Origin of the sequence: Enterococcus avium (genome assembly GCF_002891025.1) — a bacterium.
GTDB lineage: Bacteria > Bacillota > Bacilli > Lactobacillales > Enterococcaceae > Enterococcus_A > Enterococcus_A avium.
In genome coordinates, this window is sequence record NZ_NBSL01000003.1 from 967777 (window position 1) to 993018 (window position 25242).

Genomic DNA, 25242 nt, shown 5'->3' on the forward strand with positions numbered 1-25242 from the left:
TTCCTAGTAAAGTTAATTCAAATAAAACTGCTAATAATTTGATTGTACTCCGATCTCATGAGGATGTTTGATCCGTTTGCGGAAAATATAATATGTCCAGGCAGTGTAGCCTAGTACAAAGGGTAAAATAGTCAGTGAAATATAAGACATGACCTTCAGCGTATACGGACTTGAAGAAGCATGTTCGATTAACAAGTCATTTCCTGGAATAGAGCTGATCAAGACTCGCGGGAACAAGCCGCTGAATAATAAAGCAACTAGCGCAATCAAGGTTAACCCGCTAGTGATAAACGCCAGCATCTCTTTATTTCTAAAGACAGATACATTTGCGATAATTGTCAGCAGCACGATCACCGCTAATAAAATCAATGTCACCGCAAAATTATTTTGAAAGAAATCCGTTTTGAAATACATCAAAATCGCAAATGCGACTAAGCCAAAATAAAGAACGCCGTACAGCAGCTGCGCATAGTTTTTTGCGCGGTAGCGAACGGGGCCTTCCGTACGCAGCGCAATATAGTTCAAGCCATGCAAATAACACAATAACGTTAAGGCCACACCGCCGACAAGAGAATACAAATTGATGTAATCAGTAAAGGTCGCTGTCATGTTGTGATTCGCATCCAACGGCATTCCTTGAATCATACTAATAAATAAAATACCAAAGAAAAACGGGACAAGAAAACTACCGATAGTCAATGTCCAATTCCATAATTGTTTGTGTTCCTTCGGCATGTGACTGCGGAATTCAAAGGAAACGCCGCGTATAATTAAGCCAAATAGAATGATAAACAAAATTAAATAGTACCCACTAAACAGTGACGCATACCAATACGGAAATGAGGCAAACATCGCACCGCCAGCTGTCAACAGCCAGACTTCATTGCCATCCCACACCGGTCCAATTGTTTCTACGATCTGATCCTTTTCGTGTTCATCATGGGCCAAGGTTTGAACCGACATACCGACACCAAAATCAAACCCTTCTAAAAAGAAAAAGCCAGAAAACAGGACGCCGATCAATAAAAACCACAATAATTGTAAACTACTCATGACTGAACGCCCCCTTATCGAAAGGATCAGTTGAATCAGTCTCCTGATTCATTTGATCCAGTCCTGGTCCTTTGTTTAATTCACGCTTAACTAAATAAATCATTGTTACTGCTAATCCTGAGAACAGCAGGAAGTAAATGATATTTGAAATTAATAAAGAGGTCACCGAAACATTTGGCGACACACTGTCTTCAATCGTAAACAAGCCGTAAACCGTCCACGGATAGCGGCCTAACTCAGTCACTAGCCAGCCGGCTGTATTGGCTAAAAATGGTGCAAAGGTACAAAGCCCCATCACCCACAGCATCCAACGCTTCTCATATAATATTGGTTTTTTCTTACGAGTAAAGAACAAACCAAGAACGGCTACTAGCAGCATCAACATACCAAAGCCCGCCATGATACGGAAGTTCCAGAACAAAACATTCACCGGTGGATAATAATTTCGATCGCCATATTTTTTAACTAACTCTTTGTTCACAGTATCCATTCCTTTAATCGAGCCAGAAGGTTTATTATAAGAAAGAATACTTAGCATATAGGGAATTTGAACCCCGAACACCTGCTTATGTTCTCGTTCATTATCCCAAGCAATCAAGGTCCAGGCTGCCGGGTCTCCAGTATCCTCATAAGTTCCTTCCATCGCTGCAAACTTCATTGGATTCGTTTCAATCAAGGCTTTCATTTGCGCATCTCCCGCACCTAAAACCATGATTGAGCCAAATAATGTAACTACTAATCCGATGCGCATAGATTTCATAAAGAATTCCCGCATTTTTATGTCTTTTCGTTTTAATAGTTGGAATGCCGCAAGTCCAGCGGCAATCATTCCGCCCATTGTGATTGCCGCAGCGATTACATGACCGAATTCATACCAGACCTTTGGATTAGCTATTACCGCACCAAAGTCGGTCATTTCTGCTCGGCCATTACGAAGCGCATAACCAACAGGATGCTGCATGAAACTATTGGCCGCTAAAATCCAAAAAGCCGATAACATTGAGGCAATCGTTACAAGCCAAATAAATAGTACATGCAGACCTGGTTTTACCCGATCCCATGTGAAAATCCAGAGCCCTAAGAATGTGGACTCCAAAAAGAAAGCCAATAAGGCCTCCACTGCTAAAGGCGCGCCAAAAATATCCCCGACGAACCGTGAATAATCTGACCAGTTCATTCCAAATTGAAACTCTTGAATGATCCCAGTCACGACGCCCACCGCAAAACTTAGTAGGAAAATGTTTCCCCAGAACTTCGCCAATTGACGGTATTTTTCATTTTTCGTTTTAACATATAACGTTTCCATAATGGCAACAACTAATACCATTCCAATTGAGAATGGCACGAAGAAAAAGTGAAAAACCGTTGTCATGGCAAACTGAAAACGGGCCAACGTCACTATGTCCATTTTTATTTCCTCCCCTATATTGTGAATAACAGAACTAAAATAAATCTAATTCTATAATTACTATAATCCTTACGAAATAAATTGCCAAATGTTCAGCTTAAGCGCTTTTTATTCGTAAAATCTGAAGAAAAAGGAAAATAACTATATAAAGGTAAAAATTTGATGGTTTTCGCTCAAAATATTGAACTGAATTGATTTATCTTAATAAGAACCTCACTTGAGTAACATTTTTGACCTTTATTTTTAATGAGAAAAATTGGCTAAAAAAATTAGGAGCTATGACAAGCTTTTTGGTTCTTTCTCAAGTTTGGTTATAGCCACAAAAAAGCAAGTACATTCGTACCTGCTTTTTTGTGGCTATTTGTACTGTTTAGGTATTTCTCGTCTTATACTATAGTTAGAAAGAGGGTCTTTAGAATGAACTACACCGAACTAACCCAGTGCTCTTTTTTGTTGGATGAAGACCATTTTATCTATGATACCTCGGAAGATTCTGAAACAGTCCATTTGTTCATTAAGTCAAAACCTCATGAATGTTCCTGTCCTACTTGTGGCACGTTGTGTCGAACCTTAACTGCGACATATCAACGAACACTTCAAGATACGCCAATCCATGGTAAACAAACATTTCTTCACGCCAACCTTTACAAATATAGTTGCTCAAATCCCGACTGCTACAGACAGGTCTTTACTGAAGCTCTTCCTTTTGCCCGTTCTTCTCAAGTTCGAACCGATGCCCTCAATACCTTTATTTTAGGTGTGGCAATCTTTTTGAGCAATGAATGTGCTAGTAAAGTATTGGCTCTCTTAGGTGTCTCAGTGAGCAATGATACCATTCAACGACTGTATGATCGATTGATATTCGAAGATCGATCAAATGTCGAAGCAATAGGGATCGATGATGTAGCCATAAGAAAAGGGCAGACCTATGCCACAGCTATCTACGATATGCAAGACCATCAGCTGCTTGCCCTCCTTGAGGGACGAACAGCCGCTACATTAAAAGAATGGTTAGTCCACCATAAAAAAATTCAATTCGTAGCCCGCGATCGCGCCAACGCCTACGCTAAAGCCATTACTGATATCCTTCCTGATTGTGTACAAGTGGCTGATCGCTTTCATTTACTTCAAAATTTGATCACGCATCTAAAAGAAATCTTTTCCTCCCAGCTCCCCCAGACACTTTTCTTCCACGAAGGTCGCTTATTAGATCGAGAACCCAAGAAGGTTTACGTTGAAAGAACACCGGATTCAGTCTACTTAGCCAAGTTGTCTTACGATAATTCTGTTCCAAGAAATTCAGATGGTTCAGAGATCGTTTTTGATAATAAAAAACGCGATCTAAGTAGCCTGCAGTACCAAAAACAGGCGGAAAGTCGCCGAGAAAAACAACAGTTGATTCGTACCATTCAAACGTATTGGGCAGAAACAGAGAAAAAGGATCCTTTTCATTTAGCCCATCAATTTAACATTCATCCAATCACACTAAAGAAATATCTTCAAATGACAGAAGAAGACCTCTGTCAGATGGATCAGCCGAGAAACTATAAAAAACGAAAAACAGTTATGGATGATTACTTAAATATTATTTTCAAAATGATGCAAGATGGTCACCCGGATGACATTATTTACTTTTATCTCCGATACAGCGGGTGTGATAAGAATCAAAAGACCGTCTGGAGTTATATTCAAACCATCAGTAAAAATAATTTCTCGGGTCGTAAATCTATGCATAGTAACCGATTATTTCGGCAAGTTTATCCAGAAGATGTACGAATGATTAGACGAAATCGGCTCTTAAACTATCTACTAACCGTGAATCCTAAAACAAAAAAAGAGCATCAGATCGAAGAATACTTACCAGCTATCAAAGAAAAATACCCCATTGTTTCTGAGACAGAGACCATCTTCCGAGAGTTCCATACGATTATCATGGGGGATTCTCCAGACGACCTGGATATTTTTATTCACGCCTATCAAGATTCTCCGATTGATTCTTTTTGTCAGAGCATAAAAAGGGATATCGCCCCGATAAAAAACGCGATATCCCATAGTATAAGCTCTGGATTCGTCGAAGGTAATAACAACAAATTTAAGCTTATAAAACGAATTGTATATGGTCGTTCTGGATTAGTCAATCTATCCAAAAAATGTCTGTTGGCTTTTTCGGCAACCCAAGAAGATTTCTCCTTGAGCGATCTTCTTTGAAGGGCCTGTATAACCAAACTTGAGAAAGAACCAGCTTTTTTGTCATAGCTCCTTTTTCCGATTAAATGTTTTTCTAGTATCGGAAATGTGCCGACCACTTCTGTTGCTGCCTCATTCCTTCGCCTATTCAGCTCCGTGATAGACTTCTAAATGTTGAGGCAATACTTTGAAGCTTAATGGCAGTTCTGGTCCTTCATCCCCGTCGACACTTGGATGCAAGTCTACAGTTTCCTTCACCGTCAAACGCCCCTCTGTAAATGGCGTATACCCGATATTCTCGTTTGCCTGATCAACACCCTTGATAATATCTGGAACACTTTTCAGACGATCCGTGATGCTTTGATCCTTGAGGTAAAGCAGATACAGCTGCCCATCATTAACCTTCGCTTCAGGAACAATGTGTGTAAAACCGCCAATTGTTCTTGTCAATACGATAACAACTGCGCTGCTTTCGATTGCGGTTTTTTCTCCGTCTATTTCTAACGTAAAATGGTAATTTTCATCATTGAAGACTTCTTTGACCCCATTCACAAAATAGGCTAGTTTGCCGAATTTGGTCTTTTCTTCTACATCAACATCACTGATGGCTTCAGGAATACTTCCAACGGCAACAATATTCATAAAATACTCATCGTTGACTTTTCCAATATCTAAAGATGTTTTGCGTTCGATGGTGAAAGTATCAATCGCCTCTTTGGGGTCCATTGGTATTTTCAAGGAACGTCCTAGGTCATTGACTGTACCTAATGGGAAGAAACCAAATTTCGGACGATATTCCTGTTCAGCCAATCCACTGATTACTTCATTAACTGTTCCATCTCCGCCCATCGCGAAAACACTATCGACTTTTTCCTCAGCCGCTTTGCGGGCAAATTTTGTCGCATCGCTTTCTTTTTCTGTTTCTTGTACATCCACCTCATCAAAAAACTGTTCCAATTTTTCTCGCGCTTGTCCAGCGTATTTCTTTGCCTCTTCATTCCCTGAACTAGGATTGACAATTAAGACTGCTTTTTTCATTATTACACGCTCTCCTTTTCATCTATCTGGAAAATAGTTCTTTTTCTTTTCTATTCTTCTTTAGTATAACAGGCAAAGAGCGATTATTTGTCGAGGATGCTTTACGGATAGGTGATGAAAAGCCGTTGGAACAAAAAAATCCTCCATTGACGTTGGAGGATTTCTTTCTTTTGTATGTTTGAAAACCACCTGCTGTGCTGGTGGTTCAAAAGAGCTTCCAGCGTGGTATTAAAAAGACCTCCCAAAATTGATAAACTGATGTTGGTTTCCCGACCGCATCACCATCAAAGATAGTCTAGTGGTAATAAGTCAAGATAATTTTTCAAAAGATTTTTAAAGGTAGTTAATTTTTGAAGCGCACTGAACTAAACCCGACCAAAATTAAAAATTTTTTCGGGTACTTCCAAGGATTAGCGTCAATAACATACTGTTATTTATCTATCACGCTCCTTGGTGGCATATAGAGTTGATGGTTACGTAGTAGCGTATCCACCAGACGCGTAAATTTTCTTGTGGTTAGTACGATGGCTCGTTTGTGTTTATGCTTGGGTGTTTCAGCGTATTTTTTCTTATAATACGCATGGTACTCAGGCTCGTATCTCCTTACGGAGTTGGTGGCTTCAACTAGATAATAACGGAGATAACGATTGCCTCGTTTGGCCATAGGAGTATTTTCATACTCAGAGTTACCTGATTGGTTCTGTCGCCAATATAAACCGGCATATTTAGCCAATTTGCTTTCATCTGAAAAGCGATTGATAGGGCCAATTTCAGCGAGTATACCCGCAGCATAAACAGGACCGATTCCTGGAATACTGGTTAAACATTGATATTCAGGTAGCACAACGACTAAATCGTCAATGGCTTTGTCTAAGTCTTTAATTAACTTTTCAAGACTACGAATTTCTTTGGCTAGAACACCTAAAACAATATCTACAGAGTCCTGATGGACTTTTCCTAACCGGTAGGAACTACGTATGGCTTTAGAAATTGCCTTTGCAATTCCTTCGGGATTTTTAAAACGATACTTCCCTAGTTTTTGAATTAGGTTCGCAAACTCTTCTAATGACAGTTCGGCAAGTTGGTCCATTGTGTAATCTTCCGTCATTAGAGTTACTAATGTGGCACTTAAAACGGATCCACCTTCTGCTTTTAGTTCTTTAGAAAGCGTGTTGCATTTATAATAAATGTTTTCGATAAAGTGTTGCTTTGTACGAACCAGCTGTTTAATTAGCTGATAACGCGTTCTAGTTAAGTGTTGGAGGGCAAGGTATTCTTCCTCTTTAATGATGGAGTTGACTTGCCTTTGGATGCGAAAATAGTCAGCGATATAAAAAGCATCAATTTGATCGTTTTTGTTTTCTTCAAAAATATCACGATACTTTTTAATTTTATTTGGTTGTTCAACTGAAACCATAAGGTTCAATTGATTTAACTCAAGATCTTCTTTAAAAAACATAGCTGGATGAAAGCTATATAAAGATGTGGCCTCCATTCCAATCACTAAGCTCTCTATCTCAAATTTTTGAGAAAATTCGAGAATGTATTCTTTGATCTGGCTTGCGCCAAGTTGACTATTTCCATAAGATGCTTCTTTTAAAACAGAGCAAGTTGAATCGTCTGTCATAAAGCAAGCATCTAATTTTTCAGAACTAACGTCTAAACCGACAAATAGTTTCATGTGGAAGGACCTCCTTTCATTGATTATTCGGAAATTGCTTGGGTACTGTGGGATATCCCAGAATCACGTTGTCTAACGACAGCCTCGCATAATAGAGTTTCATTCATTAAACCTCTAAGCCACCCAATCTCTACTAGGATTGGTAGAGGTCAATGGACTCAGCTAGTGTGTTGGAGGTTATACCAACGGTTCGGGTCACAGACTTTCTGTCGCAGTAAAACTGCAGAAGGTGATAGCGTCTTCCCGTAAGTCCTTTCCAAGACTTATTATTCAGGAATATCCTACAGTATCCAAGTAGTAATCGTTATTTTATTTAAACATATTAGGAATAGCCCCTAAGGGCGATTGAAGGAATGAAAGTTTCTTCAAAATATATATTACGAGGAGGTGTCCTTATGGAAAAGGACAAAGAAAGTTTATCACATAGTAAATGGAGATGTAAGTATCACATCGTGTTTGCGCCAAAATATCGGAGACAGATCATTTACGGAAAATATAGAGAAAGTATAGGTGAGATTCTTCGCACGCTCTGTGAAAGAAAAGGAGTAGAGATCATTGAGGCAAATGCTTGTGCAGATCATATTCATTTGCTTGTAAGTATTCCACCAAAGTTAAGTGTTTCGCAATTCATGGGCTATTTAAAGGGAAAAAGTAGTTTAATGATATTCGACCGTCATGCAGAGTTGAAATATCGCTATGGGAACCGAAAATTTTGGTGTCGAGGGTACTACGTGGACACGGTTGGACGGAATAAGGAGCAGATAGCTGAGTATATTCGTAAACAAATAAAAGAAGATTATTCAGCAGATCAGCTTACGTTGTTCGAAGAAGTTGATCCGTTTACAGGAGTTAAAAACAAAAAGAGATAGAGTGAGATTCTTTTAGAATCAGCGAGTAGAAGTGGTGCGGGGGGAAGCTTTCAGAGGGCCTTTTAGGCCGAGGCCGGTAAGAGAGGCTTCTAGCCGAAGAGCAAACCACCCGTTTCACGGGTGGTTATGATTTTAGTCATTCAAATTGTAACGTAATTTCATATGTTCCGATCCTGAGATGACCATATCACCAAATAGCTTCGTTTGGCGTTTCAAGGATTCATCTGCCAGTTTTTCATTAGCAGCTTCCAAGAATTCTTGCACATCAGCTTGATCAGCAATTGCCTTATCCGTTTCATTTTGAATACCGCGATAAGCCGACATTGCTTCTAACTCGAAGGTATTACGGAAATCCACGTAGAAATTGTAATCTGTATCACCTAAGAGTGCAGTTGCACAGCTTAACCAGTACATATTATTTAGATCAAAGGTACCGGTGGCATCCTTGTAGCAAGCAGGTGTGTCGTTAACGTTTGAATAGAATGGTACGACCGTGTTAAAGGTATTGGCCCCATAGGCTAACCAATGAACACCTGCGATTTCAGCGGGTACATTGTTGCGGATTTGTAGAATATGCACATTATGGTTCCGGTTGATTCCGATTGGACGGATCAAAGTTTTTTCTGCTTCTGTACCGTCTCCGTAAGGATCGTATTTGGTATTTTCAAAGTGAGAGCTTAACACGAATTTTACGTCTTCAATTGTGATCTTGCGGTTTGCTCGACAAATGAATGGAAGATCTTGATCCATTGGGTCTTGTTCTACTTCAGGAGTGAAGTATTTTTGCCCATACCAAGCCCGCGGATTGTTATAGACCGTATCCTTGATTGAAGAGCTGCCGAAAATATGACGCAGGTTATAGCCTTCAAAGTCTGGATTCAAATGGTTGTCATCGATCAATGCTTTTAAATCATCTGAACAAAGCGTATCAGCGGAGTCAAAATCAAAATCATCAATATTCATACGGTTTGGCGCAACTACGTAAGCATCGTCTGGGATACGAACTGCTGCCCAATGATGTCCGCCAATGGTTTCTAACCACCATACTTCGTCTTGATCAGAAAAAGCAATACCGTTTGGTTCGTAGGTTCCGTATTCTTTCAATAAAGCACCGAGACGTTCTACGCCTTCTTTGGCACTGTGGATGTAAGGTAGAACTAATGTCACGATATCTTCTTCACCGATCCCGCCTTCAACATAAGGATCAAGTCCTTGAATCCGTGGATTTGTGGTGATCGTTTCCGTTGCGGACATCGCAACGTTTTCGCTGTTAATCCCAGCCGCAGGCCAAATACCATTCGTTAAAATCGAATTCGGCATTGAGGTATAGCGCAGTGGATTATCAGGCAATTCAACTTTCACGCCGCTAATGACTGCTTGATAATGTTTTGGTTGATCTTCTGGTTGAACTACCACAAAACGCTGTGGGTCTAATGCTTCATGCCCATCATCGTTCCTTGAAATAATAGTTGAGCCATCAATTGATGCTTTCTTTCCGACTAGTACGGTGGTACATGAACCTTTTACTCTTTTTGTCATACTTGAAACACTCTCCCTTTTCATGGTAACTCAAGTATAACGCTAAAAAATTTAAACACCAAATGAAACCTTATCGCAAAATTTCTGCCAATATTTCTCCAGTTTTTTCGGTTCCTTGTCTTTCTAAAGAGCTGACGATCTTAGAACCGATAACTACTCCATCGCAGACCTGCTGAAATTTTTTAACCTGTTCGTTCGTTGAGATACCAAAGCCAGCCAAGACGGGGATCTTACTGAAGGATTTGATCCTTGACAGATGCGTCATTAGATCATTGCGAAAATCCTGTCCTGTTCCAGTAATGCCATTGACGGTTACGGCATAGATAAATCCTTCCGCATCCGCTGTTAATTTTTTTATCCGTTCTATTGGACTAGTTAAGGAAACTAACGTTAACAAAGCGATGTCTCTCAAATTTGGTAGGACCAGATCACGATGTTCATAAGGTAAATCAGGAATAATGAACCCTTGGACATCGGTTCCATCTAAATCTTCTACGAGTTCCTTAATTCCATAATGAAAGAAAGAATTACTATAGCCCATCAATATTAGCGGGGCACCTGAACGAATCTCCTGCAATTTTTCGACCAGCTTCTTAAGCGTCACCTGTTGTGCAAAGGCCCGTAATCCGGCAGCTTGAATCGTCGGACCATCAGCGATTGGATCAGAAAATGGTACACCTAATTCGATCGCGGCTGCTCCTTGATCTACCAGCATTGCTATTTCTTCTTCTAGCTTATCTAATCCCTGCGCTCCTGCCATAATATATGGAACAAATAATTTTTCTGTTTCTACTCTGCTTTTTAATGTTTCCGTCAATGGTTTCATTGTGCTGCCTCCATTCGTTCCTTGATTTGTTGGACATCCTTGTCGCCGCGTCCTGATAGATTCATCACGAGAATTTGATCCTTATCCATCGTCGGCGCCACCTTCATGACTTGTGCCAACGCATGAGAACTTTCTAGTGCTGGAATGATCCCTTCTAGTCGTGATAAATAATGGAAGGCCTCAACTGCTTCCTCATCATTAATCGCCGCGTACTCTACTCGGCCGATGTCATGTAAGAAAGAATGTTCAGGTCCAATTCCTGGATAGTCTAAACCAGCAGAAATCGAGAAGGCTTCTAAAACTTGACCATCATCATCTTGCAGCAAATGCATTTTCGCCCCATGTAAAATTCCAACGCTGCCTTTATTGATTGATGCTGCATGCTCTTTTGTATCCAATCCATGTCCAGCGGCCTCCACTCCCATTAATCGAACCGTTTGATCTTCTATAAACGGGTAAAACATCCCCATCGCGTTGCTTCCTCCGCCAACACAAGCCAAAACTAAGTCAGGCAATCGACCTTCAGCTTCTAAAATTTGCCGCCGCGTTTCGATCCCGATCACACTTTGATAATCACGGACGATTTCAGGAAATGGATGCGGACCTAAAACAGATCCCATGACATAATGAGTATCCTCCACCGTTGCGACCCAATAACGCAATGCCTCATTCACCGCATCCTTCAAGGTCTTACTGCCGGAAGTGACACTTTCAACTTTGGCTCCTAGAAGCTCCATTCGAAAGACATTCAGCGCTTGACGCTTCACGTCGACTTCGCCCATGAAAATCGTACATTCCATGCCGAACAACGCCGCGGCCGTGGCTGTTGCGACACCATGCTGACCGGCACCAGTCTCAGCCACAACCTTACGTTTGCCCATTTTCTTGGCTAGCAGCACTTGACCTAAAGCATTATTAATCTTGTGTGCCCCTGTATGATTCAAATCTTCACGCTTTAAATAAATCCTAGCTCCACCTAAATCTTTCGTTAAGCGCTCTGCATAATAAAGTGGATTTTCCCGTCCTACGTACTGTTTCAAATAATAGTTCAGTTCTTTTTGAAATGCTGGATCTTTTTTTGACGCTTCATAGGTTTCCTCTAATTCTTGAATCGCGTACATCAATGTCTCAGAGACAAATTTTCCGCCATATTCTCCGTAGAAACCTGCTTTGTTAGGTTCTTGATACATAGAATCGCTCCTTTGTTTTTGTTTTATTTTTGAAGTTCTATTTGACTATCTGTTGCCTTAACCGCTTGACAAAAAGCATGAATCTTGATGCTATCCTTTTCTCCCATCGTTTCAACACCACTGGAAACATCTACTACCTTCGGCGCGAAATACTGGATCGCTTCGCTAACATTATCGCTGGTCAATCCCCCAGCCAACCAGAGCTTCTCCTTAGGTAGGTGATTTTGATCAACTAGCTGCCAGTCAAAAGTTCGACCATTACCACCCATCAGCTTGGCAGGTGGCGCATCCAATAAAAGATGGGAATATTGATTGAAGCAAACGGTTTTCTGATCCTTGACACTAAAGGCGCGAATGATCGGGCGTGAAAGCTTGGTCAGATTTGTCTTGCCGTGAATTTGGACTAGGTCTAAACCAGCGATATCTGCGGTTTTTTCAATCTCGTTTTGTTGCGGTGAAACGAAAACGCCGACTGTTTTTATCCTCTCTGGCAGATCTCTGGTCAGCCTACGCACTTCATCTGGCATCATCTGACGCGGGCTTTTCGCAAAGACAAATCCTAGATAGGTTGCTCCGGCCAACACTGCCGCCTCAATTGTCGGGCGATTTTTCAATCCGCAAATTTTGATTTTTGTCATTTTCTGCTCACCTGCAATTCAGCCACTTTCGCGGACGGGATCTTCGCTCGCATCAACGTTTCTCCTACTAATACCCCATGATAGGAATGCTTAATCTTTTCAACATCCTGGTCCGATTTAAAGCCTGATTCGCTGATATAGATGGACTTCCCTTCTGGTTGGGCCAGATCAAGACTGGTCTGTAGGGAAACATTGAAGGTCTTCAGGTTACGATTGTTAACACCGATGATCTCAGCACCGATCGCTTGAGCTTTCCTTAATTCATCCTTGTCGTGAACCTCCACCAAAACTTCAAGTCCCCGCTTTCTGGCTTCTTGATAAAGCTCTGATAATCTTGCCATAGAGAGTGCTGCAACGATCAGCAGTACAATACTTGCTCCGGCCTGCTTTGCACGATCAAGCTGTCGTTTATCTATGATGAAGTCTTTACACAAAACAGGAACGTCCACCACTTGGGCAACCGCGGCAAGATCATTGATCTCACCCTTAAAAAAGACTGGATCAGTTAAGACCGAAATGGCACTGACACCAGCTGCTTCATAACTTCTGGCCTGTTGCAAAATATCAACGTTCTCATTGATGACTCCTTTTGAGGGAGAGGCTCGTTTAATCTCGCCAATTACATGCATTTTCTCTGGCTGCTCTTTGACAATATGGTAAAAGGAAGGGCGAACCTTGGTTTTAACTGTCTGAACAGCTGTTAGGTTCTCTATCTCTTTTTCTTTTTCTAATAAAATTCTGGTTAAAAAATCCAACTACGCCGCCTCCTGTTGCTTTACGATCAGTTGCTGAAGTCGATCATAAGCCGCTCCAGAAAGAATCGATTGTTCTGCCTCGGCGATTCCGTCAGTCAATGTTTTTACCCGACCACTAGCCATAAAGCCTAAGCCTGCGTTCAAAAGTACGGTTTCATAGTGAGCAGAAGGAATGCCATGTAAAACAGAAAGTAAAATATCTTTATTTTTCTCAGCGGAGCCCCCAACAATCCCTGCTAATGGCACTCGTTTGAAGCCGGCTTCTTCAGGATCAAAAGAAAATTCTTGGACTGCACCATTTTGATAGACGGCGCAATGAGTTGTTCCAGCTAGATTGGCTTCGTCCATGCCGCCATGACCATGAATGACGATTGCTCGTTCTCGTCCTAATTGTCCCAATGTTTTAGCAGTTTCAACGAGCGAGTCACCAGCATAGGTGCCCATCAACTGATAATCTAGCGGATAAGGATTAATCAGCGGTCCTAACAGATTGAAAATCGTTGGTGTCGCTAATTCTTTGCGAATATGCATTACCGCTCCCATTGCCGGATGCAACGTTGGTGCGAACAAAAAGGCGATGCCTGCTTCTTTTAGCAAATAATCAATTTTTTCAGGACTAACGGTCAAGGTAATCCCTAGAGCTTCTAAAATATCAGCACTGCCCGATTTGCTGGAAATACTGCGGTTACCATGTTTCGCCATAGGAATGCCGCTGCCTGCTAAAACAAAGGCGGCTGTCGTACTAATATTGAAGCTGTGGGAATGATCGCCGCCAGTACCGCAATTATCCATCACACCGACTGGTGCTGCTAACATTGGTGTGCCTTTTCCCTGCATAACCTGCGCTAGTCCAGTCAGTTCGGCTGCCGCAACCCCTTTGATTTTCAAGCCCACCAATAATGCGCTGATTTGGCTGTCTGTTAATTGCTCCTCAAAGATCGCCTTGCCGACCTGCTGCATCTCACTAATAGTTAAATCATTGCCACGATAGACTTTCTCAAATAATTCTTGCATTTAAATCCCTGCTTTCTGTAAAAATTGATTAAGATAACTAGCGCCGTCTTCTGTTCCAATCGATTCAGGATGGAATTGCAAGCCAAACACCGGATAGCGTTTATGACGAATCGCCATGATACAGCCTTCTGCTTCATCCATAACTTCTAGATCCTGTGGCACCTGATGAGGATCGATCATCAGCGAGTGATAACGCATGACCTGCCTTTCAGATTGTCTTTGCAGGCGCGACTGCTTGCCATGCATGATCGTCGGGGCACTGATGATTTTTCCGCCGAAGACTTCGCCAATCGCTTGATGACCTAGGCAAATACCTAAAATTGGTTTTCTGCGATAAAAACGACGAATCAGCATTTCAATCATACCGGCTTCTGCGGGCCTGCCTGGTCCCGGAGAAAGGACGATTGCCGAAGCTTTTTCCGCTATGGCAAACAGCTCTGGATCATCGTTTCGCAAAATTTTGACATTCTCTGGCAACAGCTGGACCAAATTATAGGTAAATGAATCATAGTTATCGACAAGCAAAATCATTGTCCCACCTCCATCAATGCTTTGGCTTTTTGCAATGTCTCAAAATACTCGCTAGTCGGGTTAGAATCATAGACAATTCCTGCGCCTGCCTGTACATGGGCTTGATTATCTTTAACGACCATTGTGCGGATTGCGATCGCAAAATCAGCCTGATCGTTTTGACCAAGAAAACCAACTGCTCCTGCATAAATCGAACGTTTGACTGTTTCCCATTGATAAATACGAGTCATCGCTCGGATCTTCGGCGCACCGCTGACTGTTCCAGCCGGTAAAGTAGCTTTTAAGGCATCCATCGCTGTGTGTCCCGGTTTTAGTTTGGCAGTCACTACTGATACAAGATGCATCACAAATTGATAACGCTCAATCGTTAAGTATGTTGGTACGGTTACTGATCCATGAACGGCTATTTTACCTAAATCATTTCTACCAAGATCTACTAGCATACGATGCTCCGCGATTTCTTTTGGATCATTTTGCAGCTCTTTAGCCAAAGCTTCGTCTTCTTCTTGATTTGCTCCCCTTTTTCTAGTTCCTGCAATCGGGTTTGTCGTAACCAGCTCAGCTTCGACAGTCACTAAACTTTCTGGTGAACTCCCAATTACTTGGACATCAGGAAAATCAAGATAATAGAGATACGCGGAGGGATTGTTTTGCCTCAGCTGGCGATAATAGTTAAAAGGATCAGTCGTAAATTCCGCTGACAAGCGCTGCGATGGGACGACTTGGAATACATCCCCTTCTACAATCCGTTCCTTCGCCTGTCTTACAATTGCTTCAAACTCGATTTGAGAAAGATTACTCGTAAATTCCAAAGTAGGCATTTCTAAATCCGGCAGCTTACTTACTTGAAGAAGCTTCTGCTCTAATTCTGTCATTCGCCTATTCATTTGTATTTCTGAGTCTTTGCTGTAGCTATTTCCGATTACTAAGGTACTTATTTGTTTTTGCTTGTCATAGATTACATAGGATTCATATAAGTAAAATTGCAGATCTGGAACACCTAGTTGATCCTTTGGAATCTCTCCGATAGCTTCGTAACAGGCGGCCACATCATACCCGACATATCCTAAAGCCCCGCCTTGAAAAATCAAGTTTTCTTGCTCTTCTTCATCTACTAATACGTAGTTTTCTAACTCCTTTAGCGGATCTTCGCAAGGATAGCTCACGTGACCGTCGTGAAATGCTCCATTTTGAAAAATCAAATTCTTCACTGGATCAAAAGCGATGATTGCATAATCCTGCTTTTCAGACCTTCGTTCAAACAGTGACGTTCCTCGATCCTTTAAACTGTAATAAATCGTCTCTGTGGTTAGATGTTTGTCGAATATTTCTTTCGTTTTTCTCATTCTCTGACTCCTTTAAGTTGAATTTTTAATAAGAATTGCTAAGTCTTTCATAGCTAACTAAACAAAAAAAGCCCTCAAACCAAAATAAACTTTGGTTTGAGGGCGCAAGCAGCGCGGTACCACCTCTTTTTTTACTATTCGCAAACAGCAACTCTAATCGTCCAACAACGATCGTACTCTGTAACGGGAGCTCCCGTCGTTCCCTACTCTGGTTCAAGAACGCTCCAATAAGTCCATTCACTAGGGAAAAAATGTTTCTTCTCATCAGCTGAAACTTTCTGTGATTTTTTCTATCCTAGCTACTTCTCTTAAAGACGATTTTTTTGATTTTCTAAAAAAGTATTCCTGTCGTAACCCATGTTTTGTTCCTTTCGAACAAAAAAAGCCCTCAAACCAAATAAACTTGGTTTGAGGGCGGTAATCCACGGTGCCACCTCAATGGTATGCCAAACAAGGCATTTCTCTATCAGTCGTCCAACAACGACTTTACTCTATATCGGGAGTTCCCGGAAGCTCCTACTAAGATTTCAAAGCTTCGTCCAAAAGTCCATTCACATAATTTATCCCTACTGATTCACAGCACCATCAGCTCTCTGAAAAGGCTCATTTATGTTACTTCTCTTTTGTATGACTCTTATTTTTTTGAATACTACCCGTTTTTTTTCGACATGTCAACATTTTTTGGTGAAAAAATCAATTTATCTGGATTCCAATGACTGTTCGTAGCAGAGATAAATTGCTAAAATAGAGACATTGGAGGCGAAGACGGTGAATAATATTCTTCTGAAAACAATAATTTGGTTGCGCCATTTTTTATTAGGATCATTTTCCAATCATAAAAACGTTTGGCAGGCGTTTCCCGATTTTTTTAATGCTAGGAAAGAATTGAGCTTTCCTGTTCCTGGGTTAAAAAAAGTCCACACGATAAATTGGAGAAATGAAAAAGACCACTGTACAGCCATGACGCCTCAAGGATTGACCTTGACTGAAGACTATTTACTGATTTCTGCTTACTGTCATGATCATCAGCACAATTCTGTCATCTATGTCTTGGACCGTATCACTGGTGTTCGACTCAAAACGGTTATTCTGCCAGATTTACCTCATGCTGGAGGACTGGCTTATGATCCACTCCATCGAAAAATCTGGATCAGTAATACATTAGATAACCATGCTGCTGTGGCAGCAATCCATCTTTCCGACATTGAAAAATACACAAAAGATCCCATAATGATCGCCTATCAACAAAAAATTGCCTTAAAGGAGCTTCCCCGCGCGTCTGCCTTGACATATGATCAAGGTTATCTTTACGTCGCTTTATTTTCCTTAAATGAACCTGGAAAATTCTGCTGTTATCCAATTGATGAATACGGAAATTTAGAAATGATGGCTGGGGAATCCCTGGTCAACTCTCCTTACGACACATTAATGATTCCGAAAAAAATTCAGGGACTGACTATCTACAAAAATCTCCTGCTGCTCTCGCAATCTTGGGGAACTCAACCAGGAAAGATCTTTGTTTTTGATATTCATGAAACAGCTGATTTTTCTAATCTTGATGAAGCACTGAAAATCATCGAAACACCGCCATATTTAGAGCAAATACACGTCGAGAATGGACAACTTTTCGCCTTATTCGAAAGCGGTGCAGCAGCCTATCGCCAAAAAACTCCATATGTCATGAAAGACGTCCTCCAAGTTGACCTAATGAAGCTGCTAGGAAAAAACATGCTCTAAATTGTTTTAAATAGATTCGAAAAGCTTGCTCGGAAATACTGTAACGATTACTCAACTTTTTCAGTCAGAATGCCAAAAAAGTAGCTAAATCAAAAATCTTTTAGATTTTTGATTTAGCTACTTTTCATGCTTAAACGTCGACTCGTATGTCGCGCCTGGGAAATAAGCCGAAAATTCAAAAAATGCCGAATAGGAACTATTCAACATCCGCTCCCACGTCATGATGTTTCATGATGATTTTCAGACTTTTCTTCTTATTGATTGACGTTAAACAGTGATGAGTCGACTTTTTTTATTTTACAGTCCCAATGTAAAGATGTCCGTCTGGTGCAGCTGGCGCGCCCTTACTGTTTACAAATTCGAAAGACCGACCGCTATGCTCAGTCGCAACTGCCAAATGACAAAGAGCGATTCCAACATCTAGTTCCGTAAGATTGTACATCATCCCAGGAAGACCATTGATTTTCTTTTTTCGATAAACATAAATGGCTCCATTATTTGCGATGAAATACCACGGTTGTCCATTCAGACCAGAAGGTGCTAACCGTGCAGCCTCAATTCTCGAATCCTTCCCCTCTGATATCTCTTTCAAAGCCTTCCGATCAAATTCTTTCAAGGTTCTGCTGGCAGATTCAGCCGGTTCACCGAAAGCCAAACCGATAATATAATCCGCGTCTGATTTCGCAGGTTTCATCATTCCCACCCACCGGGATGCATAGCCTTGAGAAAATAAAAACAGATCGACATGTTGAAATAAAAAACCGGCACAGGTATCTCGTAATGGCTGTTCCTTGCCATAAATCAGAAGATAATGGGGAGCTTTTGGTGTTCCAATACCTTTAACTCCTTCAGGTCCCACAAGCTTACAGGTAATTTCAGCATTTGGTAAAAGTGGCTGGACGGTTTCGATAAAGGTCTCTACCTCTTTGAGTGTCGTTTCGGATAGCGGCTTCATGGTAAAATTGCGCGTTGACTTTCGAGTGAACATACTTGAATACAAATCCATACAATAAACCTCCCCAATTAGATTACTTATTTTAACTATAGGTATATCCTTCAACCTATGCAAGAAAAAACGTCAGGGATTGCTCCCTAACGTTTTTTAGTCAACATATTTTGAATCGGTTTTATTCAGCCACGCATAACCTAGACCCATCACTAAGCCGCCACCGATGAAGTTTCCAATCAAGGTGAAGAATAAGTTATGAACGACATTTCCTGCGGTCATCTCAGCAATCGTACCATGGGAAGCGAAATACGCTAAAGAAAAAGCTGGGAAGTTAGCGATAACGTGCTCAAAGCCTAAGAAGGCAAAAATAAAGATGATAAAAATAATCGCCATTACTTTTGCTGCGTCATCCTTCATCCGTAAGCTGACTAGCACAGCAGTATTTACAACGATATTAGCAAACATTCCCTCAACTAGAATTTGACTTGTTGATTTTGTCAGCTTCGAAGCAATTCCGGTGAACATATAGTTGTCTGGTTCCAAGTGACCGAATGGCGCTGTCAATGAAAGCAGGTATCCGCATAACACTCCGCCAATCAGATTGAATAAAATACAAGTAAATAATAACTTAATAGCAAATGATACAGACATTTTCTTCTTGTAGACACCAATCGTTGTGTACAACATGTTTGAAGTACCTAATTCTGCATTCATGAATAAAATCATTACTAACGACCAACTAAACATAAACGCATAAGCCATTTTCTCCAAGCCTGGAATTGCTTCCTGCATACGAATGGCAATATAAAAAGCAATAGCTGTTCCTAACGCTAAAAATAAACAAGCGAACATTGAACGTACTGCATAACGAGGCAAACTCGAATTAAACAAATCAATTTTTTTACTAATCGAATACTCCAGCTGAGACATTAAACCTGATTTTGTTTTCACATGCTTTTCGCTTTCAGTCACAGGTGTTTCTTCAATTTCCATAAATAAATCCGATTTCATAAGGTTCCTTCCTTCTTGGCAAAAGCCATAATGTACAGGTATCATACAAGATTTCCATACTATTTTCAATGAAAACTTGCAAAAAAATGAAATATTGAGAAAAATCGCACAAGTTATTTAATTTTATCAGCAAAAATCGTATGATTGAAGTAACTGATTGGGGGGAAATGAATGGTTAAACAAATTTTGAAGGCAGAGGTAGAATCTTTAGGCGGTCTACAGCTGAAATGCTCGGCTCGCGGCTTTGAATTCATCATTGATGAGCCAGAAAATGTTGGTGGCACCAATGAAGCGATGAATCCGCTAGAGGCTTTGCTCTGTTCCTTAGGTGCTTGTAAAATGATGGTGGTTCGGTTCTTTTATCAAGCAAAACAAATCAATCTGAAATCGATGCGTGTGGAAATCCTAGGAGAGATCGACTCTGATCGCCTAAAGGGAAAACCAGATGTAAAGATTGGCTTCTCAAAAATCATCACAAATTATTACATTGACGCTGACAATACTGATGAAGAAATCAAAGACTTAGTGGCCTTTATTGAGAAGACCTGTCCTGTTAAAGATACCATCGTCAATGCCCCAGAGATGGAGCTGCATATCAATCCATGAAATAAGCTGTGACGAAATTCTTGTCACAGCTTATTTCTCGAAGAAGTTGACGTTGCCGCAACCCCTTGTCCTTTCAACAGTCCATTTTCATTTCAAACTGATCGCAAAAATGATCAAAACCCAATTCATCCATTTTTTTGATCCACAATTGATCCGTAAAATTGATATTATGCAAACGAACGTCTTGATAGCGTTCGCTCAAATTGACCATTAATTCTCCTAACTCTGAAATTCTCCCTTCGCGTCTTCCCCACTGCTTTACCTGCCCACTATCTTTTTGATAAATAATAAAAGCATTGCACTCTTTCTCATTGCCAGTATACATAATTCGATAATCATCTGGAAAATTCTGCAGAATCTCTATTCGATTTTCAAAAGAAGGCGTATCATGTCTCAGTGGTTCTAGTGATTCTAACGGAAACTCAGTAATAGGCAGTTCTTGAAAGTTTTCTGTCCCCTTCATTGATTCTTTTGCATTTCCTCGAAAACACGCATATTCTTTAATGATCTCCAAGCCCATTTTACGATACGTTGCCACTGCGGGTTTATTGGTTTGAATCACTTCCAAACCATAATAGGCAAAGTTATACTGTTTCAATAATTGTCGGCAATAATCCATCATTTTTGAATACAGTCCTTTGCGACGATGGGCTGGCACAACACCGGTTGCAGCATCGAAGGCAACCTTTTCCCCATTGTATTCGCCCACTGCATTTAGTAAGACGGCCACTAACTCACCCTCAAAAAAAGCTCCACAGGATAAATCATAACGAACATTTTCACTCTTAAAACGATGATAGAGAGCCTCATCACTCAACTCCATTTTTACATAATAATCAGAAAATGCTTCCCGCATACAGATAGCGATTATCGAAAACTCTACCTCTGATAAATCCTTGATTTCATACATCCTATTACCCCTTTCTTGACCATTTGATTAATTTCAGCATATCATGTAACCGTTTTATGTAAATTAAAATGAGGAGTTTCTTAGCATGACAAAAAAGCCATCTCGCAGGATCGAGACGGCTTTTTCTAGTAATAGAATTAGATGGCTTCTTCCTCTGATATTTTTGTTGGACTGCTGCCTTTTTTAGAAGCAAATGAGAGGATGATCCCTAATGCGATCGAACTGAAGGCAGCCACCACAACTCGAATATTCTCAGGAAGCAGAAATACGATCGTGTGGACTGGAATCCAGAAACAAATGCCAACTTTCAGCCAATTGAAGGTTACAAAAGCTGTCCAATCAATTTTGCCAATCAATCCCTTCAGAGTCACGGGTTCTTTTGCAGCTGCTGTTTCGATCCATAGCTCCATAATACGATGAAACGTATTCATCGCTGGCGCAAAGGTAAGATTCATAATACTGCTTCCACAAAAAGCTTGTGCCAACGAAACGCCAGCAAAAGGCAGCAATTTCCCAGCCTGTGCTAAACCAGCGCCTCCCATGAATACTGGAAAAACCAGCGTTACCATACAGCCAATGATCCCCCAAACAATCGCTCGTAGAAGAACCTGAGCAGAAAAATGATAGTCGCCAGAAGCAATCCGCTTTCCAAAGAGATCCCCCATCGTCGCTAATATTGAAAATTGCACGAAGCCGCCAATATAAGGGTGGGCAGAGCTGGCTGCTAAGATAGAATCTCTAGTCGCAGGAATAACGAAAAGCACTAACAAGCTCGCCAGCAAAAGCCCCCAAACAATGTCCCCTCTTTTCATTTAATCTCCTCCAATCATTTAGGCGGCTGATAATCTTTATCCATCACGACAACAGCTTTGATTACTTCTCCGCTGATAGAATCAGCTTCGGCTTGATTGATGTTTTCAAAATCATAATATTTAACAAATTGGTCAAATGGAAATTCACCGCGTTTGTAAAACTCGATTAAATTTGGCAAATGATATTTTGCGATAGTATCACCAATCAAGACACCGCGAACTTTTTTGTTCCCAAAAACTAAATCAAAGAAGGTATTTACTTCAAAATTTTTCTGAGTCACCGCTAGTGGTACGAAGGTTCCTGAATTGCTTACTGAACGAAGGGCCTTCGTCATGACAGGTCCAACACCGGTCGAATCAATCACATAATCCAAGCCGCGACCATCTGTTAAATCCTTGATAAATTGTTCAGGATCGTCTTCTTTGCTGTTAAAGATGTGACTGGCGCCTAGTTCCTTTGCGTTTTCTAAACGTTGATCGTTAATATCAATCGCGACAATCGGATAACAACCAGCAATTTTCGCAGCCATAACTGCTGAAAAGCCGACTGCACCGGTACCAAAAACAGCAATCCCTTCACCTACTTTTGGCTGTAAGACACTTAAGACTGCGCCACTTCCGGTACCAAGTCCACAGCCCAAAGGACCAAGCAGACGCAAATCGACATCCTTATCCACCTTCACAACATTTGACTCCTCAGTCAAACTATACGTAGAGAAAGAAGATTGATTGAAGAAGTTATTGACCTCAGTGCCATCCTCCGTGTGCAAAATGAACTCTCCCCGCGGATTTTTTCCAAGGTTGTTGACCGTAAACCACTTCTCACAAGAAGACGGATGACCTTCGACACAATGCTTGCATTCACCGCAATAAGCGTAAGACAGAATCACATGATCTCCTGGCTCTACGGAGGTCACCGCATTGCCGACTTTTTCAACGATCCCGGCGCCTTCATGTCCTAAAACATTTGGAAAATTAATACTATTCCCGTTTCTTTCACCGTAATCTGAACGACACAATCCAGAGGCGACAATTTTCACCAATACATCCTTTGAACCTACTTCTGCCAATTCCAGTTCTGTAATTTCGTATGGCGCCCCTTTTTCCTTTACTAATGCCGCTTTGATTTTCATTCTTGCTGCCCCTTTCTTATTAAAAACATATTATTGATTTATTTAGACGTTTGGACTGACAAATTCCTTCATTTCTTCTTCTCCTAGTACAACCCGCTCTGCGCCTTTTGATAAAGCGATCATTTCGTGTTCCCCTGGTACTGCTACGATTGGTGCGATAAAACCGACCCGTTTTTCTAATTCTGTTACGACGATCTTTGAATAAGCTACCCCACCAGTCAAAGCGATCCGATCGACTAAACCATTGGTAACTGTGGCTAAGCTTCCTATGCCTTTAGCGATCTGGTAAATGTAGGCGTCATAAACAATTTTTAGTTCTTCATCTCCAGCCAGAATGCGTTCTTCGATTTCTTTTGCGTTGCTGGTTCCAGCATACGATTTCAAACCGCCTTCACGTTTATAAAGTCGCAGCATCTCTTTTAAGCTATGCTCGTAGCACAGCGGCATTAAATATTTCAACGGTAAACCACCTGTACGCTCCGTTGAGAATGGCCCCTCATCATCAGAGATTAAATCAATCATTTTCCCTTTGTAATGAATACTGATTGTGTTTCCACCTCCTAAATGAGCGACAATCAATGTTGAATGCTGATAATCAAGCCCTTCCTCACGTGCAACTTTCATAGCCACTGCTCGCATGTTCAAGGCGTGACCAATACTTTTGCGTTCGATCCCCTTCAAGCCAGAGATACGAGCCACCTCTTCAAACTCGTCCACTGATACGGGGTCGTAGATTAGTGCGATGGTCTTTTCACTGCCTTGTTCTTTAATTTCATGAGCTAAAATTGCCCCCAAATTTGAGGGATGTTCAATTTGTGTGACGTTCTTCAAGTAATAGATCATGTCGTCATTTACTTCGTAGGCACCGGAGGAAACAGGCGGAAGACTTCCTCCTCGACCAGCTACAGCGTCTAATTCCTTAGGAGCAATTCCTTCTTTTTTCATAAACGCCAATAAAATATCTCGGCGAAATTCTATTTGATCTACGACATTTTGAAATTTCTGCAATTCCTCTGTTGAATGCGAGATTCCCTGTTCTTTGATAATCTCACCATCCACATAATAAGAAACCTTGGTAGATGTCGATCCGGGGTTAATTGCTAAAATTTTCATCTGCTTCACCTCTTGCTGCAATACATCGCGACTAAAATCGAATAGGCTTTTTCTTCCTCTGTTGACCCTCTTGATACCATCACGATCGGTACGCTGGCGCCCATAATTAACCCAGCCATTTTTGCACCGGCTAGGATCGTTAAGCTCTTGCCAAGAACGTTCATGGTGGTAATATCAGGCCCTACTACGATGTCCGCATCACCTGCGACAGGACTTTCGTAGTGTTTGATTCTTGCAACTTCCTTACTTAACGAAAGATCTAGCGAAATCGGGCCGTCGATCCAACAACTATCTGGCGCTTCGTTCTGCAACTCCTGCATAATTTCCTCTGCCTCTACGCTAGAAGTGATTTTCGGATTGACCTTTTCCGCCGCAGCTAACAAACCAACTTTCGGTTTAGCAACACCAATTTTATTCATCACTTCGATCCCATGCTGAATCAAAATTTTTTTTTCTTCTTTACTGGGCGAAGTTACCATCCCGCCATCTGTTGTCAGCAGCAGCTTGTGATAGGCGGGGATCTCATTTAGTGTCACATGACTCAATAACTTGCTAGTGGCAATTCCCTTTTCACGATCGACAACTGCCTTCAAAAATGTCCGTGTCTGAAGATGCCCCTTCATCAGAAAATCGAGCTCATTATTTTTGGCCATCTTCACACCAATCGCTGCGCATTCTTCTTCTGTTTCTGCTGGGACAACTTGTGCTGAAAAATTATGTTGCGCCAAAATGGTTTGAATCTTGATCACATCGCCAATTAAAATCGGTTCGAGATACTCTTTGACTTTTTCATTAAAAACCGACTGAACCGTTATTTCGTCATTGGCACAGACTACCCCGATCCGGATTTTTTGAACGCTAGTAAAGTTTGAGAGTAATTCATCAAATTTTTGCAT

23 protein-coding genes and 2 other annotated features are annotated in these 25242 nt (G+C 41.1%); of the genes, 4 read left to right on the forward strand and 19 right to left on the reverse strand.

Annotated features, from left to right (window positions below; translation table 11 throughout):
- Window positions 1-30: 30 nt before the first annotated feature.
- Window positions 31-1053 carry a cytochrome d ubiquinol oxidase subunit II gene (gene cydB / locus AUF14_RS20215; RefSeq protein ID WP_016178365.1) on the reverse strand — a complete coding sequence of 341 codons (1023 nt, stop codon included), beginning with the start codon at window positions 1051-1053 and terminating at the stop codon, window positions 31-33.
- The gene (locus AUF14_RS20220) at window positions 1046-2461 is read right to left on the reverse strand and encodes a cytochrome ubiquinol oxidase subunit I (protein WP_048718661.1); all 1416 of its coding nucleotides are present in this window, start codon (window positions 2459-2461) and stop codon (window positions 1046-1048) included. Before AUF14_RS20220 ends, cydB begins: the two co-directional genes overlap by 8 nt.
- A 417-nt stretch (window positions 2462-2878) precedes the next feature.
- Between AUF14_RS20220 and AUF14_RS22360 the strand changes: the two genes are divergently transcribed.
- On the forward strand, window positions 2879-4669 hold the full coding sequence (locus AUF14_RS22360) for an ISL3 family transposase (RefSeq protein ID WP_127478976.1): 1791 nt from the start codon (window positions 2879-2881) through the stop codon (window positions 4667-4669).
- Between the two features lie 123 nt (window positions 4670-4792).
- On the opposite strand, the gene AUF14_RS20235 is transcribed toward AUF14_RS22360, so the two are convergent.
- Both AUF14_RS20235 and AUF14_RS20240 read right to left on the reverse strand, forming a co-directional pair.
- Window positions 4793-5686: a diacylglycerol/lipid kinase family protein gene (locus AUF14_RS20235; RefSeq protein ID WP_102866590.1), complete on the reverse strand. Its 894-nt coding sequence runs from the start codon at window positions 5684-5686 to the stop codon at window positions 4793-4795.
- Between the two features lie 430 nt (window positions 5687-6116).
- Window positions 6117-7367 carry an IS110 family RNA-guided transposase gene (locus AUF14_RS20240; protein ID WP_102866591.1) on the reverse strand — a complete coding sequence of 417 codons (1251 nt, stop codon included), beginning with the start codon at window positions 7365-7367 and terminating at the stop codon, window positions 6117-6119.
- Between the two features lie 395 nt (window positions 7368-7762).
- On the opposite strand from AUF14_RS20240, the gene tnpA reads away from it, so the two are divergent.
- Window positions 7763-8236: an IS200/IS605 family transposase gene (gene tnpA, locus AUF14_RS20245; RefSeq protein WP_048720443.1), complete on the forward strand. Its 474-nt coding sequence runs from the start codon at window positions 7763-7765 to the stop codon at window positions 8234-8236.
- Between the two features lie 132 nt (window positions 8237-8368).
- On the opposite strand, the gene AUF14_RS20250 is transcribed toward tnpA, so the two are convergent.
- The 8 genes from AUF14_RS20250 to trpE form a co-directional block, all read right to left on the reverse strand.
- Window positions 8369-9775, reverse strand: a complete 1407-nt coding sequence (locus tag AUF14_RS20250) for a C69 family dipeptidase (RefSeq protein ID WP_049218618.1) — start codon at window positions 9773-9775, stop codon at window positions 8369-8371.
- Window positions 9776-9845: 70 nt separating this feature from the next.
- Window positions 9846-10601, reverse strand: a complete 756-nt coding sequence (gene trpA, locus AUF14_RS20255; RefSeq protein ID WP_102866592.1) for a tryptophan synthase subunit alpha — start codon at window positions 10599-10601, stop codon at window positions 9846-9848.
- Window positions 10598-11791 (reverse strand): tryptophan synthase subunit beta, encoded by a 1194-nt coding sequence (gene trpB, locus AUF14_RS20260; protein WP_102866593.1) that lies wholly within the window; start codon window positions 11789-11791, stop codon window positions 10598-10600. Before trpB ends, trpA begins: the two co-directional genes overlap by 4 nt.
- Before the next feature lie 23 nt (window positions 11792-11814).
- On the reverse strand, window positions 11815-12429 hold the full coding sequence (locus AUF14_RS20265; RefSeq protein ID WP_049218624.1) for a phosphoribosylanthranilate isomerase: 615 nt from the start codon (window positions 12427-12429) through the stop codon (window positions 11815-11817).
- Window positions 12426-13184, reverse strand: coding sequence for an indole-3-glycerol phosphate synthase TrpC (gene trpC / locus AUF14_RS20270; protein ID WP_102866594.1), 759 nt, complete (start codon window positions 13182-13184; stop codon window positions 12426-12428). Before trpC ends, AUF14_RS20265 begins: the two co-directional genes overlap by 4 nt.
- Window positions 13185-14198 (reverse strand): anthranilate phosphoribosyltransferase, encoded by a 1014-nt coding sequence (trpD, locus tag AUF14_RS20275; RefSeq protein WP_102866595.1) that lies wholly within the window; start codon window positions 14196-14198, stop codon window positions 13185-13187. It lies immediately after the preceding gene.
- Window positions 14199-14729, reverse strand: a complete 531-nt coding sequence (locus tag AUF14_RS20280) for an anthranilate synthase component II (RefSeq protein WP_102866596.1) — start codon at window positions 14727-14729, stop codon at window positions 14199-14201.
- On the reverse strand, window positions 14726-16075 hold the full coding sequence (gene trpE, locus AUF14_RS20285; protein ID WP_102866597.1) for an anthranilate synthase component I: 1350 nt from the start codon (window positions 16073-16075) through the stop codon (window positions 14726-14728). Before trpE ends, AUF14_RS20280 begins: the two co-directional genes overlap by 4 nt.
- A 95-nt stretch (window positions 16076-16170) precedes the next feature.
- Window positions 16171-16399, reverse strand: a binding site (T-box leader).
- 83 nt (window positions 16400-16482) lie between these two features.
- Window positions 16483-16713 (reverse strand) — a binding site (T-box leader).
- A 130-nt stretch (window positions 16714-16843) separates the two neighbouring features.
- On the opposite strand from trpE, the gene AUF14_RS20290 reads away from it, so the two are divergent.
- Window positions 16844-17812 (forward strand): YncE family protein, encoded by a 969-nt coding sequence (locus AUF14_RS20290; RefSeq protein WP_102866598.1) that lies wholly within the window; start codon window positions 16844-16846, stop codon window positions 17810-17812.
- A 292-nt stretch (window positions 17813-18104) separates the two neighbouring features.
- On the opposite strand, the gene AUF14_RS20295 is transcribed toward AUF14_RS20290, so the two are convergent.
- Both AUF14_RS20295 and AUF14_RS20300 read right to left on the reverse strand, forming a co-directional pair.
- Window positions 18105-18818, reverse strand: a complete 714-nt coding sequence (locus AUF14_RS20295) for a nitroreductase family protein (RefSeq protein WP_102866599.1) — start codon at window positions 18816-18818, stop codon at window positions 18105-18107.
- A 96-nt stretch (window positions 18819-18914) separates the two neighbouring features.
- The gene (locus AUF14_RS20300) at window positions 18915-19772 is read right to left on the reverse strand and encodes a formate/nitrite transporter family protein (RefSeq protein WP_016178352.1); all 858 of its coding nucleotides are present in this window, start codon (window positions 19770-19772) and stop codon (window positions 18915-18917) included.
- A 171-nt stretch (window positions 19773-19943) separates the two neighbouring features.
- On the opposite strand from AUF14_RS20300, the gene AUF14_RS20305 reads away from it, so the two are divergent.
- The gene (locus AUF14_RS20305) at window positions 19944-20378 is read left to right on the forward strand and encodes an OsmC family protein (RefSeq protein WP_102866600.1); all 435 of its coding nucleotides are present in this window, start codon (window positions 19944-19946) and stop codon (window positions 20376-20378) included.
- 73 nt (window positions 20379-20451) lie between these two features.
- Here the strand turns inward: AUF14_RS20305 and AUF14_RS20310 are convergent, their stop codons facing one another.
- The 5 genes from AUF14_RS20310 to AUF14_RS20330 form a co-directional block, all read right to left on the reverse strand.
- Window positions 20452-21288: a GNAT family N-acetyltransferase gene (locus AUF14_RS20310; RefSeq protein ID WP_102866601.1), complete on the reverse strand. Its 837-nt coding sequence runs from the start codon at window positions 21286-21288 to the stop codon at window positions 20452-20454.
- 137 nt (window positions 21289-21425) lie between these two features.
- The gene (locus tag AUF14_RS20315; protein ID WP_102866602.1) at window positions 21426-22100 is read right to left on the reverse strand and encodes an Mpv17/PMP22 family protein; all 675 of its coding nucleotides are present in this window, start codon (window positions 22098-22100) and stop codon (window positions 21426-21428) included.
- A 14-nt stretch (window positions 22101-22114) separates the two neighbouring features.
- Window positions 22115-23233 (reverse strand): NAD(P)-dependent alcohol dehydrogenase, encoded by a 1119-nt coding sequence (locus AUF14_RS20320; RefSeq protein WP_102866603.1) that lies wholly within the window; start codon window positions 23231-23233, stop codon window positions 22115-22117.
- A gap of 42 nt (window positions 23234-23275) precedes the next feature.
- Entirely contained in the window at window positions 23276-24346 is a 1071-nt protein-coding gene (gene buk, locus AUF14_RS20325; protein WP_102866604.1) for a butyrate kinase, read from the reverse strand.
- A 5-nt stretch (window positions 24347-24351) separates the two neighbouring features.
- A complete protein-coding gene (locus tag AUF14_RS20330; protein ID WP_102866605.1) occupies window positions 24352-25242 on the reverse strand; it encodes a phosphate acyltransferase in 891 nt (296 codons plus the stop codon).